We start from the raw sequence: 15,297 nt of genomic DNA on the forward strand, positions 1-15,297 counted from the left end.
CCTCGGCCTGGCCATCGTCCAAGCGGTCGCCACCGCCCACCACGGCCACGCCGAACTCATCACCGACGAACACACGACCTTCCGAGTCACCCTCGCTCATGCGACGAACAGGAGGGCGGAGCCATAAGCAAGAGCGGGCGTAAGGAACGCGGCGATCGCGAACAGGCCCGCGGCCGCCACATGAACGGCCACCGCCAAGAAGGCGAGCGCCCAGGTCAGCGGGGCGGGCCGGGTGGTGGTGGAGGGCCCGGCGGGGGTGGGGCGGCGCCGAGGTGGGTGGCGGCGGCGCGCATCGTGCCGCGCACGGTGCCCAGCAGCCCGCCGGTCAGGTGGAGCGCCATGACGCCGGGCAGGGTGATCACCTTGGGAACGACCGCGCCGCCCCCGGCGGCGGCCCGCGGGGCGGCGACGTCGCCGAGGCGGCGCCGCCGGTGGACCTCCAGGGCGTGGCGGAAGTGCTCGGCGCGGAAGTCGGGCCAGAGGACGTCCAGGAACACCAGTTCGGCGTGGGCGCAGTGCCAGAGCAGGAAGTCCGACAGCCGCTGCTCGCCGCCCGAGCGGATCAGCAGGTCCACGTCGGGCAGGTCGGGGTCCTGGAGGTGCGCGGCGAACACCTCGGGGGTGATGTCGTCGGGCGGGATCCCGGCGGCGGCCAGCGCGCGGGCGGCGTGCACCAGATCGCGGCGGCCGCCGTAGCCGACGGCCATGGTCAGGTTCAGTTCGGCGTTGCCGCGGGTGATCTCCTCGGCGTGCCGGATCTTCGCCACCAGGTCGTCGGAGACGTGGCCTTCCATCGCGCCCAGCATCCGCACCCGCACTCCCTTGGCGTGAAAGCGGGAAAGGCTGTTGTCGATGATCCTGTTGGCCAGGGCGCCCATCAGGAATCCGACCTCGCCCGCCGGACGCGACCAGTTCTCGGTGGAGAAGGCGAACAACGTCAGCCAGGGCACGCCTTCGGCGAGCGCGGCGTCCACGACCGCTTCCAGCGCGGGCATGGATGCCAGGTGACCGTGTATGCGTTCCAGTCCGCGGTTCGCGGCCCAGCGGCCGTTGCCGTCCATGATGCAGGCCACGTGCCGGACGGTGTTCGCGGACGTCATCTACTCTCCTCGCCGATCCGCCGCGCGGCGGCGGTGAGAGCGTGGCGCGCGGATCACGGCCCCGGCCGACCGGACGGGCCGCCCGGCCCCGCGGACGTCACCGTCTCGGACGCCGCCGCCCACGTGCGCCCGCAGCCCGGGTCGGTGACCGGGCCCGCCAGGTCGCCGGGCATCGGGACGCGTTCCGCGGCCTCGTCTTGCGGATGCCCGAGCAGGGCCCGAGCCAGGCGGGCCTTGGCGAACCGGGCCGTGTCGTGCAGGTTGTCCACCAGGTTGCCGCCGAGATGCACCGTGACCGCGACGGGCAGCGTGACCAGCCCGCCGACACCGGTCAGGGACGGGACGATCCGGCGCCCGTCCATTCCCTCCCGCCCCCCGGCCACGGCCGCGCGCATCGGACCGGCGTCGTGCAGGTCCGCCTCGAACGGCGCCAGGTCGGGTGCGTCGAGGCGGGACGCGCCCGCGCCGTGGAGGTCGCCGGACGGGTGCCACTCCTCCTGGTGTCGCCGCCGCAGGTGGTAGAGCTCCAGGGCCCGCCGGAAATGCTCGGTGGTGAAGTCGGGCCACAGGACGTCCAGGAAGATCAGCTCGGCGTCGGCGCAGTGCCAGGGCAGCACGTGCGACAGGCGGTGCTGGCCGCCGGTCCGGATGACCAGATCGACCAAGGGCAGGCCATCGTCACCGTGCAGTCGCCGGTGCAGGGCGTCGGAGGTGGAACCGCGCCCGGCGGCGAGCAGAGCGCGGACGTCGTCCAGCAGCTCGGCGCGGCCGTCATGGCCGACGGCCACGGTCAGGTGCAGCGCGGTGCCGCCGTCCGGGAGCTCACCGGCCCGGACGAGTCGCGCGGCCGTCTCCTCGGGGAGGCCGGACGTGTCGCCCAGCGTCCTGATCCGGACGCCCTGGCGGTGCAGGCGTTGCGCGCCGAGGACGTCCAGCAGGGGGTCCACCAGCATCCATGCCGCGTCCTCCTCCGCTTCGGGCGGCGGCACGAGCGTCAGGAAGGACACGCCCTGCTGGAGTGCGGCGTCGACCACCGCCTCCAACGCCGCGTCCACCGGCACGGTGTCAGGGGAGAGGGCCAGGCCGCGGTAGCGGGCCCAGTGGGCGGCGCCGTCCATGATGACGACGACGTGTCCGGGGAGGGTGGGCGACGCCATGCGACCTCCAGGTTGGCTACGCACCGTAAATAGCCGCTCGCTACGAGGCTAGGAAAGGGCCGATATTCCTGCCATCTAGCCCACCCGTGGGAATCACGCCCCCTTACCGACAGTCACACCACTGCAATCGGTAACGGACGAGTGACATAGTGCATGGCGCGGTGCGCCCGATGCCGTCCCGTACCCATGGTGGTTGCCCAGGCGAGCCAGGCCGGTATTGGGCGGGATGGGGCGGGTCTGGCGCAGCCGCGACGAGGTGCTCGACCGCGAGGTCGCCGTCAAGGAGATCCTCCTTCCGGCGGGCGTCGCCGACGAGCAGCGCGAACTGCTGATCGGACGGATGATGCGCGAGGCCCGCGCCGCGGCCCGCCTCAACCATCCGGGGATCGTCACCGTCCACGACGTGGTGGAGCATCAGGGCGCACCGGCGATCGTGATGGGCGGCGGCGCACGCGGCCGGTGTCCTGCACCGCGACCTCAAACCGGACAACGTGCTGCTGGCCGGGGACCGTCCGGTCATCACCGACTTCGGCGTCGCGGGCATGGCCGACGCCACCGTGCTGACGCTCTCCGGCATGGCCATGGGCACGCCGCGCTACATGGCGCCCGAGCAGATCGAGGGCCGTCCCGTGGCGGCCAGCGACGTGTGGTCGCTGGGCGCGACGCTCTACGCGGCCGTCGAAGGGGTCCCGCCGTTCGACGGGCCGACGCTGACGGCGGTGTACGCCGCGATCCTCACGGGGGAGCCCCGCCCGGCGGAGCACGCCGGGCCGCTTGCCGCCGTCCTCGACGCGCTCCTGGTCAAGGACCCCGCCCGGCGCCCGGACGCCGGGGCCGCGGGCCGGGCGCTGGCCCGGGTCCTGACCGATCTCCAGACCCCGGCTCCGCCCGCCGAACCTCCGAGCGAGGCCCCGCCCGAGGACACCGTCGCGGTGCCTCCCGCCGTGGAGACGACGCTGCCCGGCCCGGCGTCGGTCGACCCGACCCGCCCGGCGGAGCGGGCCGGGACCCCCGCCCGGTGGTCCCGGCGGACCGTCCTGTTCGGCGGTCTCGGCGCCCTCGCGGCCGTCGCCGCCGGTACTGGCGTGACGGCGGCCCTGTGGCCCGAACCGTCGGCGAAACCGGCCGGGGCCGCCAGCCGCAACGGCGCGGTGCCGCAATCGTCCTCCCCGAGTCCGCATGTTGTCCGGACGGCGACCGACGCGCGGACGTTCACCGGTCACACCGAATGGGCGACCTCGGTGGCGTTCAGCCCCGACGGCAGGACCCTGGCCACCGGCAGCGGCGACAAGACGGCGCGGCTGTGGGACGTGAGCACCGGCCGCGCCGTCGCCACCCTCACCGGTAGCGCCTCCTTCGTCCAGTCCGTGGCGTTCAGCCCGGACGGCAGGACGCTCGCCACCGGCTCGGACGCGGCGATGCTGTGGGACGTCGCGACCGCCCGCCGCACGGCCACGCTCACCGGTCAGAAGTACTCGGTCAACGGGGTGGCCTTCAGCCCGGACGGCGGGACCCTGGCCACGGCCGCCGGTGAGGCGACGGTGCGGCTGTGGGAGGTGGCCGACGTCCGCACCACCGCCACGCTCATCGGCCACACCAGCTTCCTGGAGTCCGTGGCGTTCGCGCCGGACGGCAGGACCCTCGCCACCTCCAGCGCCGACGGCACCGCACGTCTGTGGGACGTGGCCCGCGGCACCACCACGGCCACCCTCCGAGGCCACAAGGGCATCGTGTACGCCGTGGCGTTCAGCCCTGACAGTAAGACCCTCGCCACGGCCGGAGACGACAAGACGGTGCGGCTTTGGGACGTCGCCACCGGCCGCCCCACCGCCACCCTCCGGGGCCACACGGAAGGCATCAGGGGAGTGGCGTTCAGCCCGGACGGCATGACCATCGCCACCGGGAGCGGAGACAAGACGGTCCGATTGTGGGATGCGGCCACCGGACGCAGCGTCCTCACCCTCAAGGGACGGTTCAAGGAGTACGCCCACGGCGTGGCGTTCAGCCCGGACGGCAAGGTCCTGGCCGCCACCGGGGACGACATGGCGTGCACCTGGACCCTGGGCTGAGCGGCCCTCGACGGGTGGGCGCCCCCCGCCGTGGCGGAGGGCGCCCACCGTGTTTCAGCCGACCCTTCGCAGGCCCGCCCGCAGCCGCTCGTCCCGGAGGGGACGCACGGCGATGCGGAGCAGGGCGAGCGCGTTGTCGTCGCCCGCGATGCGGTTGACGCTCAGCCCGCCGCACGACAGGCAGTGATGGATGAGCATCCATTCACCGTCCGGCCGCACGGTGAGGCTGAGCGGGACCATCCGCCCGCCGCAGCCCGCCCGCCGGTCGCCCGGCGTCAGGCCGTCGAGGTGCAGGCTGGTCAGGCAGTGCGGGCAGTGGTTGCGGTGCTCGGTCCCCGGCGCGCCCGCCGGGACGTCGAGGCGGCAGCCGACGCACCGGAACGCGTCGCGCCGCCCGGTCGGCCCGGCCTTGCGCCGCTGGACTCTTTCCCTTCGGTGTTTTCGCCGTGGCACGCGCGCCTCAGAGATCGCCGAAGGGTTCGAGCGGGAACGGCGGTTGCGCCAGCGGCCGCACGGCCATCCGCATCAGGATGAACTGGTTGTCGTCACCGCTGATCGGGTTGGACGTGAGCTCGCCGCACCGCGTGCAGCGGTGGACGACCATCCAGTCGCCGTTCCGCAGCACCGCGATCGAGATCGGCGCCATCTGCGACCCGCACCGCGGCCGTCCGCCCTCGCGGTCGAGGACGTGCCGGGAGTGCAGGCAGCTCGGGCAGTGGTTGCGCCGGGCGCCGTCCGGGGCGAGCGCCGCCACGTTCAGGCCGCAGCGAACGCAGTCGAATGTTTCGGTGCTGAGTACGGAGCGTGAGACGTCCTTGGACACAGCAGGGTCCTCCTTGCCGATCGGTCATGGAACAGCAGCAAGGAAGCGCCGAACGCGCCTTGCTGGATCGCCGCGCACAGCGACCCTGGCCGTCCGGCCGGGGAGAGGACTCTCAGAGGCAGGAACGGCCCAGGGCATGGGTAAGCGCGCTCGGCGCTGACCGGGGCATAAAACCTGACTCTCTAGGCACGGAAGCCGACCATGACCAATAGGACTCCCCGACCCTAACAACCTCCGGACCAGCCGATCCAACGATTTTTCGCCGTCTCGTCCGCCGCGGGCGGGTCGGGCCGCCGGGAGGACGGTTCCGGATCCCCCGGCGGTGTGCTACCGACAGGTGTCACCACTTTGTGGAGAGGGGCGCCGGATGTCGTACGAAGAGGCCCGCACCGAATGGACGGAAGACCCCGAGGCCTTCTGGGAGCGTCAGGCGGGAAAGCTCGTCTGGGAGAAGCCGTGGGGGAAGCCGCTGGACGCGTCCGAGGCTCCGCTCTACCGCTGGTTTCCGGACGGGACGCTCAACGCCGCGGAGAACTGCCTGGACGTCCACCTCGCCGAAGGCCGCGGCGACACCCCCGCGCTGATCTTCGACAGCCCGCGGACCGGCGCCAAGGACGTCTACACCTACCGCCGCCTGCACCGGGAGGTCGTGGCGTTCGCCGCGGCCCTCGACGGCCTCCGCCCGACCCCCGGCGACACGGTACTGATCTTCATGCCCGCGATCGCGGAGACCGTCGTCGCGATGCTCGCCTGCGCGCGGCTCGGGCTCACCCATTCGGTGGTGGTCACGTCGGTGCCGGTGAGCGTGCTGCGGGACCGCGTCGACGATGCCCGGCCCTCGATCGTCCTCACCGCGTCCGGCGGGTTCGACGGGCCGGACGCCGCCGACTACCAGCCGCTCGTCGAAGGCGCTCTCGCCGGGGCCGCCCACCGGCCGCGCCACATCGTGGTCCTGCGGCGCCCGGAGGCGGGCCGGTGGACGCTCGCCGCCGGACGCGACCTCGACTGGAGCGCCCTCGTCGCCGAGTCGGCGGCGGCGCCGTCGCGGCTCGTCCACGTGCCGTCCGTCCACCCGCTCTACCTGCTCTACACCTCGGGTTCGACCGCGCGGCCGAAGGCCGTCACCCGCGACACCGGCGGCTACCTCACCGCGCTGCGCTGGGCCGTCGAGAACGTCTTCGGCGTCGGCGCGGGCGACGTCTTCTGGACCGACTCGCACCCCGGCTGGGTGATGGGCCACTCGTTCACCGTCTACGGCGCGCTCGTCAGCGGCGCCACCACCGTCGTCCACGAGGGACCGCCGGTCGACGCCTCCGGTTCCTCGGCGTTCCCGCGGATCATCTCCGAGTACGGGGTGGGCGTCCTCTTCACCACGCCCATGACGCTGCGCCGCATCCGCCGGGCGTCCCCCCGGCCTCGGCCGTTCGGGGCGGACGGCTCGCCGCTGCGCGCGGTGTTCCTCGCCAGCGAACGGGTCGAGCCGGACCTCATGGCCTGGACGGGCGAGTACTTCGGCTGCCCCGTCATCGACAACTGGTGGCAGACCGAGACCGGATGGCCCATCGCGTCCAACTGCCTGGGCTCCGGCCTCCTGCCGGTCAAGCCCGGCTCGGTGGCCCGGCCGCTGCCCGGCTACCGGATCGAGGTCCTGGACGACGACGGCCGACCATTACCGGCGGGGGAGCGGGGCCACCTCGCCGTGAAACTGCCACTGCCGCCCGGCTGCCTGACCACATTGTGGAATGACGACCGGCGATTCATCGACACCTACCTCACGAACTTCCCCGGCTATTACGACACCTCCGACGCCGGACGCGTCGACGAAGACGGCTACCTGTGGATCGCCGGGCGCACCGACGACATCATCAACGTCGGCGGCGACAGCCTCTCCGGAATCGACGTCGAACACGTCCTGGGCCACCATCCGGCCGTCGAACGCAGCGCCGTCGTCGCCGCCCCCGACGCGTTCTACACGGAGGTGCCCGTCGCGTTCGTCGTCGTGCGCGACGAGAACTCCGACCCGGCGGACCTGGCCCGCGAACTGCGCGGCCTGGTGGACGAGCGCATCGGCGAATGGGCCCGCCTGAACCGGCTGGTCTTCGTCCGCGCGCTCACCTACACGGCGTCCAAGAAAATCAAACGCTCCGACCTGCGCGCCTGGCTGTCCAATGGCACCGGCCTCGATGTCGTCGCCGACGTTCGCCTGCACCCGCCCGGCTAGGTTGGGCCCATGACGACTCTCGCCCAACTCCGCAAGGCCGCCCTTTCCTATCCCGAGACCGCTGAGCAAGTCGTCGAGTCCGGAATCGTCGCGTTCACGGTGGGCGGGAAGCGGTTCGCGTCGGTGGACGAGAACGGCGCGGTGGAGCTCCGGCTCCCCGCGCCGGACGCGGGCGAGGCCCTCGCCGCACATCCGACGGCGCGGCCGCTGACCCAGGGCGCGGCGCCGACCGGCGTGCGCATCCCGATCGGGGACGTCAACGGCCAGCAGCTCAACCACTGGGTGCGCCGCGCCTGGCTCGCGCACGCGCCGGAGCCGCTGGCGGCCCGGGTCGCCGCCGCGGGCAGGGCGAAGCCGGGCGAGGTCGGCGACCTGCCCAAGGCCATCGGAGGACCCGCCACCCGGGCCCTGAGCGGCGCGGGCATCACCACCCTCGCCCAGGTCGCCGCCCTGCCCGACGCCGAACTGCTGGCACTGCACGGAGTGGGGCCGAGGGCCGTCCGCATCCTCCGCGAAGCGCTCGGCCGAGCCCGGTGAAGGTTCAGCGTTTGAAGAGGTAGGCGAGCATGGCGGCGGTCGTGAAGGCCACCAGGATGGAGAACATGACGTAGGCCATCAGCACGACCGCCGCCAGGACGAGGACCGCGAACGCGACGATCGAGATGACGGCGACGGCGGCGCTGCCCACGATGACGGCCGACACGTTGGCGGCCGTGCCGTGCGCCAGCGCCAGCGCGGTCGTGCCCGCCAGGCCGCGCGGGGCGGGCAGCAGCACGGACACGAGGGCCAGCGCGCCGAACGAGACGAGCCCCGCCGGCGTGGCGAAGAACTCCAGGACCGCCCAGAGCACGGAGAGCGGCCACTCCAGCGTCCAGGTGTGCACCGCGTCGTTGAGCCACCGCGTCCTCACCTCGAACGGCCCGGCCGCCACGGCGGGCGCGCGCCTGTAGACCTCCCCCCAGACCACGAGGACGGCGAGCACGACGCCGAACAGCCCGGCCCGGCCCGGACGGCCGTGCGGCATGACGTCCGCCCGCATCAGCCCGGCCATGAGGAACGGGTAACCGACCATCACGGCGACGCCGAACAGCAGGACGAGCAGGTACAGCGGGTACAGGAACGTGACGAGGATGGCGTTGTGCTCCATCCCGACGCGGGGGATCGCGTAGCCGAAGGCCAGGTTGTGGAACAGCGGCACCCAGGCGACCAGGCCGCCGACGGCCGCCGGAGCCCTCACCTTCTTGGGCAGCGCCATCGCGCCCCACACCACCAGCGCGGCGCCGCCGAGGAGGCACAGGACGAGGACGCCGATCAGCCAGGTGGGGGAGGCGTTGGCGTCGTCGTCGCTCGCGCACTCGTCGCCGTCCGAGTCGAAGCAGGCGAAGAGCGTCTCGCGGTTTCCGGCGGCGTCCCCGCGGACCCACCGCCGGTCGACCGACTCGTACCGGACGCCGAGCTCGAACTCCTTGGAGAGCCTGCGGCGCGTCCCGCCGCCGGACAGCACCGCCCGGTACGTCTCGTCGCCGTCGACGCGGCCGAGGCGGAAGGCGAACGAACCGCCCTTCCGCGTCGTGGTCGACGCGGCGGGCGCCCATTCGCCGCCGAACATGCCGTCCTCGCGTTGCAGCAGGACGCTGAGGCCCGGGGCGGCCCCCTCGAACCTGCCGCTGATCGTCACGGGTTCGCGGTTGGTCGGGTGCGCGGGGGTGGCGCGCAGCGGCGGGGCGTCGGCGCGCGCGGCCGGGGCGAGGACGCACAGGAACGCGATCACGAGCACTCCCACGGCGAGAGGGCCGCGCCACCCGGGGGCGCCGCGCCGCGGACGGGGAAGGGCTGAGGACGGCATGCGGCTCCTTGCGCTGACGGTCCGCGGACGAGGCGTCGGCGGGGTGGGGATGGCGATGGCGAAATGGGTGGGAGCCGGTGCGTGAAGCGCGGGAGGGCTACGGAGGCGCGTCGCGCGGGTGCCGGTCGGCGAGCCCGGACGGTTCCAGCCCGAGCGCGCGCTCCAGGTCCGCGGGCGAATGCTCGCGCAGGTAGGCGGCGAACTTGTGCTTGACCTGGTCCATGTATCCGGCCGCGGTCTTCTCGGTGATGAACAGGCGGCGCGCGATGCCGCGGAACGACTCGCCGCGCGCCCGTCCGGCCAGCACGTCCCGTTCCCGGGGCGACAGGCCGGGCAGGCGTCCGCGCCGTCCGGCCAGCTCCGCGAGCCCGGTCAGGGCCTGGGTGATGACGATCCGCCCGGCCGCGACGTCGGCGGCGGCAGCGCCGAGCACCGGCAGCGGCTCGGCCTTGTGGACGATTCCGCGCGCCCCCGCGTTCAGGCACGCGACCAGGACGGCGCGGCGCCGCTCGTTGGTGTAGACGAGGACCCGCCACCCGTCCGCGGCGAGCGCCGCCACCGCGTCCGTCCCCTGGAGGACGGGATCGGTCGCGGTGCCGGTCAGCGTGAGGTCGAGCAGGACCACCTCCACGCGCGGACGGACGGCCAGGAACTCCGCCACGTCCCGGCACGCGGCCACGACGTCCAGGCCCGGCACGAGGACCCGGAGGCCGTCCCGGATGAGGGTGTCGTCGTCGATCGCCGCGACCCGCACGCGCGGCCCGCCCGTCACGGCGCGCCCTCCGGCTCGGCGTCCTGCGCGGAGGCGGGCAGGGGGCCGCGCAGCGTGACCCGCGTCCCGTCGCCGGGGACCGAGTCCACGCGCGCGGCGATCCCGTGCGCCGCCAGCGCCCGCTCGACCTGGACGCGCAGCCCGAACCCGCGCGGCGTCGCGGCCGGGTCGAACCCGCGGCCGTCGTCGGCGACGGTCACCTCCCACTCGCCTCCGGCGGGATCGGCGTCGGCGTGCACGACGACGTGCGAGGCGCCCGCGTGCATCCGCACGTTCGCCAGCAGGGTGCCCACGGCCGCGCGGACCGCCCCGGCGGCGGGCTCCGGCAGCGGGACGCCGTCGGCCAGGTCCAGGCTGGTCTCGACGGGCAGGTCCCGGTAGTCGCCGACCGCCGCCCGCAGCACCGAGACGAGCGACGGGGCGGGCTCGCCCGCGCCCGCCGCCGGGTCGCCCGCCGGGTCGCCCAGGAAGGCGCGGACCCGGTTGGCCAGCGCCGCCGCCCGCTCGCGCAGCGGCCCGTCCAGTTCCTCGGGGACGCCTCCGCCCGCGAACAGGCGCAGCACGCTGACGTTGTCGTGCAGGAGCCGCTGCTGCCGTTCCCGCTCCCGCAGCCGCGCCGCCTCGGCCGCCGCCCGCGCCGCCTCCGCCCGCGCGCGCTCCGCGTCACCCGCCAGCCGCCGCAGGTAGCCGACCAGGAGCCGGGCCAGCACCGCGAACCCGGCGTAGGCGAACGCGTTGCCCAGCGCGGTCGCCGCCGAGCCTTCCGCCGCCCCCGGCAGGGTCGCGGCGAGGTAGCACCCGGCGAGCACGGCGACGGCGGCCGCGACGTGCCGCCGCCGCGTGAACACGACCGCCGCTCCCACGGCGGTGCTCAACGTGCAGGCGAAGCCCCACGCCGTCCAGCTCCCCGTGCGGTCGGGCGCGGCGGTGAACAGCGGCTGGGCCAGCAGCACCGCCCCGGCGGTCACCGTGTCGGCCCAGCCCCAGCGGCGGTCGCGGTAGGCGCGGGCGCGCACCACGACCGCGCCGATCGCCGCCGACTCGGCCAGGTAGCCGCCGAGGACCGCGAGCAGCAGGACCGGCGCGGTCGCCTCCCGCAGGGCGACCGGGGACGCGACGGCGAACTGCGCGAGGTTCACCACGCGCACGCCCGCGAACACCGCCACCGCGCACAGCTCGACCCCCGCCGGGGTCGTCGGCAGCGCGGGCGCCGCCAGCCCGCCGATCAGCTTCATGCCGGAATGATCCACGATCCGGTTTCGCCCGCACCACCCGGCATTTCCCGGGGGCGCCGCCTTGCCCGGGTGTGCGATCGTCTAGGGGCCGGCCGCCGTGCGTGCGGTGCTCCCAGGCCCGCGACGTGAGAGGACGGCGACGTGTCCGACTTCGATGATCTGGTGTCGGCCGAGCGGCGCAGGATCGACGCGCGGGCGGCGGCGCACGCGGCGCGTGAGACCGCCCGGCGGCACGGCGAACTCCCCGAGTGGCAGCGGGTCGTCGCCCGCGTCCAGGACCTGCTGTCGGCGGCGGCGCGCCACCTTCGGGACGCCGGCGTCCCGCCCGTCCCCGTGCTGGAGGCGCGCAAGCCCAACCAGCGGTTGGAGCTCTGGGGACTCGTCCTCGCCGGGCGCGTCGTGGTCGTCGGCCGCCGCTGGCCGCTCGGGCCCTTCGCGCTGGACGCCGAGGCCCGCGCGTACCCGGCGGCCCGCTTGCAGCCGCTGCTGCCCGACTACCCCCTCTCGCAGAACCCGCAGAAGAACAAGAAGCTGCGCAAGGCGCGGCTCCGGACGGGCCTCGCGGCCGACCAGCAGGTGATGTGGGCGGACGGGAATCCGTTCGTCCTCGACCCGGCCACGGGCGTCGAGACCGGGCGCATCGCCTGTTTCGGCAAGGGCGAGAACGCCACGCCGCTTCTGCTTTCGGACGACCCCGCCGCCGGGCAGCCCTTGGAGCCCTTCCTCGCCAAGGCCGTCGCCCAATACGTCGCCCAGAACGGTCGGCGCTGACGCTTTCCGGGTGGACGGGACGGAATGAGGGTGCCCTGGAGATCGAGCGTTCGAGCTCGTTCCAGGTCGGGGTCCGGCACCCCCATTAAGCGTCCCCGCGAATCACCTCGGCGCGACCGCTATTCCGTCCGGGCGGGCGCGATCACGAGTGGGTGAGGCAGAACCCGCCGCGCCACCCGAGCCTCGGCCTGATGTCCGAGAACTTGGTGTACGGCCGGATGTAGACGTTCGGGCCCGTGCGGCTCCTGCAGCCCTCGACGCTCTTCCAGAGGATCTGGCCCTGCTCGGTGGCGTTGTAGCCGGACACGGCCCCGATCGTCCCCACGTCCCAGTACGTGCGGGTGACCGGCGGCCTCCGCGTGACCAGCGGCGGATCGTAGTTGGGCTTCCCCCACAGGCAGACCATGCCGGTCGTGCAGGCCCCCGTGCCCGCGACCGCCGTGCCCGCGTCCTGCCGGGCCGACGTCGCCGTGCTCGGCGCGCTAATCGTGCTCGGCGTGCTCGCGGCGCTCGCCGCGGTCGCCCCGCCCGCCGCCATCGCGGCGCCGAACGCGAAGACCGCGGCGCTCGTCCCGACCCGTCGTGAAAGTAGGCTTTTCATGCCTTTCTCCCCCTTCCCCTTTGTGGTCCGCCGCCGTTGTGCGGCGGGCTTCGAGCATCGCCGGACACGGCTCGGCCGCACCACACGCTTGCGCGCGGACGCAAAAGGGTTGACGGGATCCGGGAACCGACTCGCTACAGGTGGTCGATGGGCGGGGGCGGGGTCCAGCGGTCGGCGGGGGTGGGGATTCCGTGGGCGGGCTTCAGTTCTTCGGGAATGGCGTAGTGCATGACGCGGCCGCGGGTCAGTGAGGACAATTCCAAATGGGTGACCAGGCGGCCGAGCCGGTCGGACATCTGGGCCGCCCAGGGCCCGCGGTCCTCGAAGCGCTCGATGACGCCCAGCAGGGCGGGCGCGGCCTTGATGAGGGTGTCGAAGGAGGAGCGGGGGACCTGGAGCCAGTCGGCCGCCGTGTCGCCGACCAGGTAGCGGATGAGCGCCGGGACGATCGGGTCCAGCAGGGTGCCGGGGACGACCTCCTCGTACATCTCGATCAGTTGCCGGGTCAGGTGGACGCCCTCGCGCGACGGACCCATGTAGCGCGTCATGTACCGGTCGGAGAACTCGCGCGCGGCCTCCAGGTCGGGCGGGATGTCGTCCGGGTCGCAGCCCAGGATCGTGCCCACGACCTTCCACGCGTAGTAATAGGACTCGGCGCCGCCCGGGGTGATGTGGACGCCGAGGCGGTGCAGGGCGTCCAGGACCTGGATGCTGAACATCATCAGCGCGCCGAGCATATCCTCCTGGCAGATCGCCACGGGCTCGGGCCAGTGGCCACCCTCGCGCAGGTGGCGGCGGATGGTCGCGTGCAGCAGCCGGACCTTCTGCGCGGCGGGCAGGAACCGGCCGCCCGCCTCGAACGCGTCGGGCTGCATGAGGTAGACGGTGAACTGGCCGGTCTCCGCCATCCGCCGTGCCGGGTAGTCCAGCGAGTGGGTGGCCGACAGCAGCCGGGCCCCGTGCGGGATCATGTAGCACGCGGGCATGGCCGCGAACGACAGCGCCGTCGAGATGTGCACGTCGTTGTCGATGAAGAACTGCCGCGCCTGCTCCATCATCGCCCAGTCCACCCACTCCGGCGGTCTGGCCGTGGCCTCCAGGTAGTCGCGGGCGGCGGCCGGGAGCCCCGCGGGCAGCTCCTGCCCGGAGGTGGTGAACCAGCGCATCAGCGTGTTGAACCTGGGCACCTCCCCGCTGGCGAACAGGGCGTCGACGGTGGCGTCGGCGAGCTCGTCGCCCTTGAGGCGCAGCGAGTCCAGGTAGGCGTCGGTGTACCGCCCGTTCCCGGCGGCCGGGCCCGGTTCGGCGGACGGGCCGGGGTCGGCGGCGGGGCCGGGTTCGGCGGACGGGGCGGTCTGGGCGGCGGTTTCAGACATCAGCGGTCACCTCGGTGATCAGTCGGGTCAGGGCGGCTGCGGCCTCGGCCGGCAGGCGGGCGCGTGCCAGCGCCGCCCGCGCCGCGGCGGCACGGTCGTCGATCATCTGCCGGACCTGGTCGCGGGCGCCCGAGCGGTCCATGATCTGGCGGATCCGCGCGGTCTCGTCCGCCGGGACGGGCTCCTTCAGCAGTTCCCGCAGCTGGGAGCGGTCGCCGCCGTCGGCCCGCTCCAGCGTGAGCGCGAGCAGCGCGGTCGGTTTGCGGCCGGTCAGGTCGTCCTGCGCCGACTTGCCGGTCTCGGCGGGGTCGCCGAACACGCCCCACAGGTCGTCGCGCAGCTGGAACGCCTCGCCCAGCGGCCGGGCGTACGCGGCGAGCGCGGTCAGCACCCCGGGCGCGGCGCCGCCGAGGACGGCGCCGATCCGCAGCGGCCACTCGATCGTGTACGAGCCGGTCTTCAGCCGGACGACCTGGAGCGACAGGCCGACGTCCGGCGCGGCCCCGGTCCGCAGGATCTCCAGGCACTCGCCCGCGATCAGCTCGCGGCCCATCGCCGTCCACGCCGACACGGCCCGGGCCAGGAACGCGCGCGGCAGGCCCGAGGTGTGGAACAGCTCGCCCGCCCACGCCAGCAGCAGGTCGCCGACCATGATGGCCAGGCCGTCGCCGAGCCTGGCGTGCGCGGTGACCCGGCCGCGCCGCAGCGGGCTCCGGTCGATGATGTCGTCGTGGACGATCGCCGCCGCGTGCACCAGCTCCAGCGCCGCGGCCGCCCGCACCATCTGGTCGGCGTCGGGCTGCCCGGCCGCCCGCCACCCCCAGTAGCAGAACGCCGGGCGGATCCGCTTGCCCCCGGCGACCGAGGCGCGCAACTGCTCGGCCACGGGCGCCAGCTCGTCGTCCAGCGCCGTCAGCGCCGCGATCTCGGACTCGACGAACTCCTGTAAGGCCCGGTCGACGCGGACCCGGAGGTCACCCATCGTCCCGCCCGGGCCGGGCGCCGCGCTCGCTCACCCGCCGGGCCAGGACCTCCATGTGCGCCGACGGCGCCTGCGCGTTCCGCCGCAGCGCCAGCTCGCCCCGCGTCCGCAGCTCCTGCCGGACCTCGCCCAGCCCGGGAAGGCGGCGGACCAGGCCCCGCATCCCGCCCAGCACCACATCGGCCGCCCCGGCCGCCAGGTGAAGCACCTCGTCGTGCGCCCTGGCATCCTCGCCTCGCACCATCGCCACCCACAGTCATCGGATTAACACCGTCAGCTATATCAACCCACTTTCGATTACTTCCTGCAATGACCGCATTACGAACCTCACCTGTTGGTGAGAG

Annotated in this window: 15 protein-coding genes and 1 pseudogene; 5 read left to right on the forward strand and 11 right to left on the reverse strand. The window is 73.8% G+C overall.

Annotation, left to right across the window (positions count from 1 at the left end):
* Positions 1–215: 215 nt before the first annotated feature.
* Entirely contained in the window at positions 216–1,100 is an 885-nt protein-coding gene (gene uppS, locus ACH01S_RS39005) for a polyprenyl diphosphate synthase (protein WP_067904670.1), read from the reverse strand.
* Between the two features lie 53 nt (positions 1,101–1,153).
* Positions 1,154–2,257, reverse strand: a complete 1,104-nt coding sequence (locus ACH01S_RS39010) for an undecaprenyl diphosphate synthase family protein (RefSeq protein ID WP_067904673.1) — start codon at positions 2,255–2,257, stop codon at positions 1,154–1,156.
* 458 nt (positions 2,258–2,715) lie between these two features.
* On the opposite strand from ACH01S_RS39010, the pseudogene ACH01S_RS46435 reads away from it, so the two are divergent.
* A pseudogene (locus tag ACH01S_RS46435) lies at positions 2,716–3,657 on the forward strand (protein kinase domain-containing protein); the annotation flags it as partial.
* An 18-nt stretch (positions 3,658–3,675) separates the two neighbouring features.
* Positions 3,676–4,326, forward strand: a complete 651-nt coding sequence (locus ACH01S_RS46440) for a WD40 repeat domain-containing protein (RefSeq protein ID WP_255220386.1) — start codon at positions 3,676–3,678, stop codon at positions 4,324–4,326.
* Positions 4,327–4,380: 54 nt separating this feature from the next.
* Here the strand turns inward: ACH01S_RS46440 and ACH01S_RS39020 are convergent, their stop codons facing one another.
* Together ACH01S_RS39020 and ACH01S_RS39025 are read right to left on the reverse strand one after the other, a co-directional pair.
* Positions 4,381–4,779, reverse strand: a complete 399-nt coding sequence (locus ACH01S_RS39020) for an RNHCP domain-containing protein (protein WP_067904678.1) — start codon at positions 4,777–4,779, stop codon at positions 4,381–4,383.
* Between the two features lie 7 nt (positions 4,780–4,786).
* Positions 4,787–5,149, reverse strand: coding sequence for an RNHCP domain-containing protein (locus ACH01S_RS39025; RefSeq protein WP_067904680.1), 363 nt, complete (start codon positions 5,147–5,149; stop codon positions 4,787–4,789).
* A gap of 367 nt (positions 5,150–5,516) precedes the next feature.
* Between ACH01S_RS39025 and ACH01S_RS39030 the strand changes: the two genes are divergently transcribed.
* Both ACH01S_RS39030 and ACH01S_RS39035 read left to right on the forward strand, forming a co-directional pair.
* The gene (locus ACH01S_RS39030; protein WP_067904682.1) at positions 5,517–7,370 is read left to right on the forward strand and encodes an AMP-binding protein; all 1,854 of its coding nucleotides are present in this window, start codon (positions 5,517–5,519) and stop codon (positions 7,368–7,370) included.
* A gap of 9 nt (positions 7,371–7,379) precedes the next feature.
* The gene (locus tag ACH01S_RS39035; protein WP_067904685.1) at positions 7,380–7,907 is read left to right on the forward strand and encodes a helix-hairpin-helix domain-containing protein; all 528 of its coding nucleotides are present in this window, start codon (positions 7,380–7,382) and stop codon (positions 7,905–7,907) included.
* 4 nt (positions 7,908–7,911) lie between these two features.
* On the opposite strand, the gene ACH01S_RS39040 is transcribed toward ACH01S_RS39035, so the two are convergent.
* The 3 genes from ACH01S_RS39040 to ACH01S_RS39050 form a co-directional block, all read right to left on the reverse strand.
* On the reverse strand, positions 7,912–9,216 hold the full coding sequence (locus ACH01S_RS39040) for a hypothetical protein (RefSeq protein WP_148344032.1): 1,305 nt from the start codon (positions 9,214–9,216) through the stop codon (positions 7,912–7,914).
* 97 nt (positions 9,217–9,313) lie between these two features.
* Positions 9,314–9,988, reverse strand: coding sequence for a LuxR C-terminal-related transcriptional regulator (locus ACH01S_RS39045; protein ID WP_246236401.1), 675 nt, complete (start codon positions 9,986–9,988; stop codon positions 9,314–9,316).
* Positions 9,985–11,223 carry a sensor histidine kinase gene (locus ACH01S_RS39050; protein ID WP_067904692.1) on the reverse strand — a complete coding sequence of 413 codons (1,239 nt, stop codon included), beginning with the start codon at positions 11,221–11,223 and terminating at the stop codon, positions 9,985–9,987. Before ACH01S_RS39050 ends, ACH01S_RS39045 begins: the two co-directional genes overlap by 4 nt.
* Positions 11,224–11,364: 141 nt before the next feature.
* Here ACH01S_RS39050 and ACH01S_RS39055 point away from each other — a divergent pair, with 141 nt between their 5' ends.
* Complete coding sequence (locus ACH01S_RS39055) at positions 11,365–11,994, forward strand: hypothetical protein (protein ID WP_067904694.1); 630 nt, start codon at positions 11,365–11,367, stop codon at positions 11,992–11,994.
* 142 nt (positions 11,995–12,136) lie between these two features.
* Here ACH01S_RS39055 and ACH01S_RS39060 read toward each other — a convergent pair whose 3' ends face one another.
* The 4 genes from ACH01S_RS39060 to ACH01S_RS39075 form a co-directional block, all read right to left on the reverse strand.
* Positions 12,137–12,595, reverse strand: coding sequence for a hypothetical protein (locus ACH01S_RS39060; protein ID WP_067904696.1), 459 nt, complete (start codon positions 12,593–12,595; stop codon positions 12,137–12,139).
* A 134-nt stretch (positions 12,596–12,729) separates the two neighbouring features.
* The gene (locus tag ACH01S_RS39065) at positions 12,730–13,971 is read right to left on the reverse strand and encodes an oxygenase MpaB family protein (RefSeq protein WP_083981650.1); all 1,242 of its coding nucleotides are present in this window, start codon (positions 13,969–13,971) and stop codon (positions 12,730–12,732) included.
* Entirely contained in the window at positions 13,964–14,953 is a 990-nt protein-coding gene (locus ACH01S_RS39070; RefSeq protein WP_067904699.1) for a polyprenyl synthetase family protein, read from the reverse strand. Before ACH01S_RS39070 ends, ACH01S_RS39065 begins: the two co-directional genes overlap by 8 nt.
* The gene (locus ACH01S_RS39075) at positions 14,946–15,203 is read right to left on the reverse strand and encodes a polyprenyl synthetase (RefSeq protein WP_148344031.1); all 258 of its coding nucleotides are present in this window, start codon (positions 15,201–15,203) and stop codon (positions 14,946–14,948) included. Before ACH01S_RS39075 ends, ACH01S_RS39070 begins: the two co-directional genes overlap by 8 nt.
* Positions 15,204–15,297: the final 94 nt, after the last annotated feature.

Origin of the sequence: Actinomadura chibensis NBRC 106107 (assembly GCF_001552135.1) — a bacterium.
Taxonomy (GTDB): Bacteria; Actinomycetota; Actinomycetes; order Streptosporangiales; family Streptosporangiaceae; genus Spirillospora; species Spirillospora chibensis.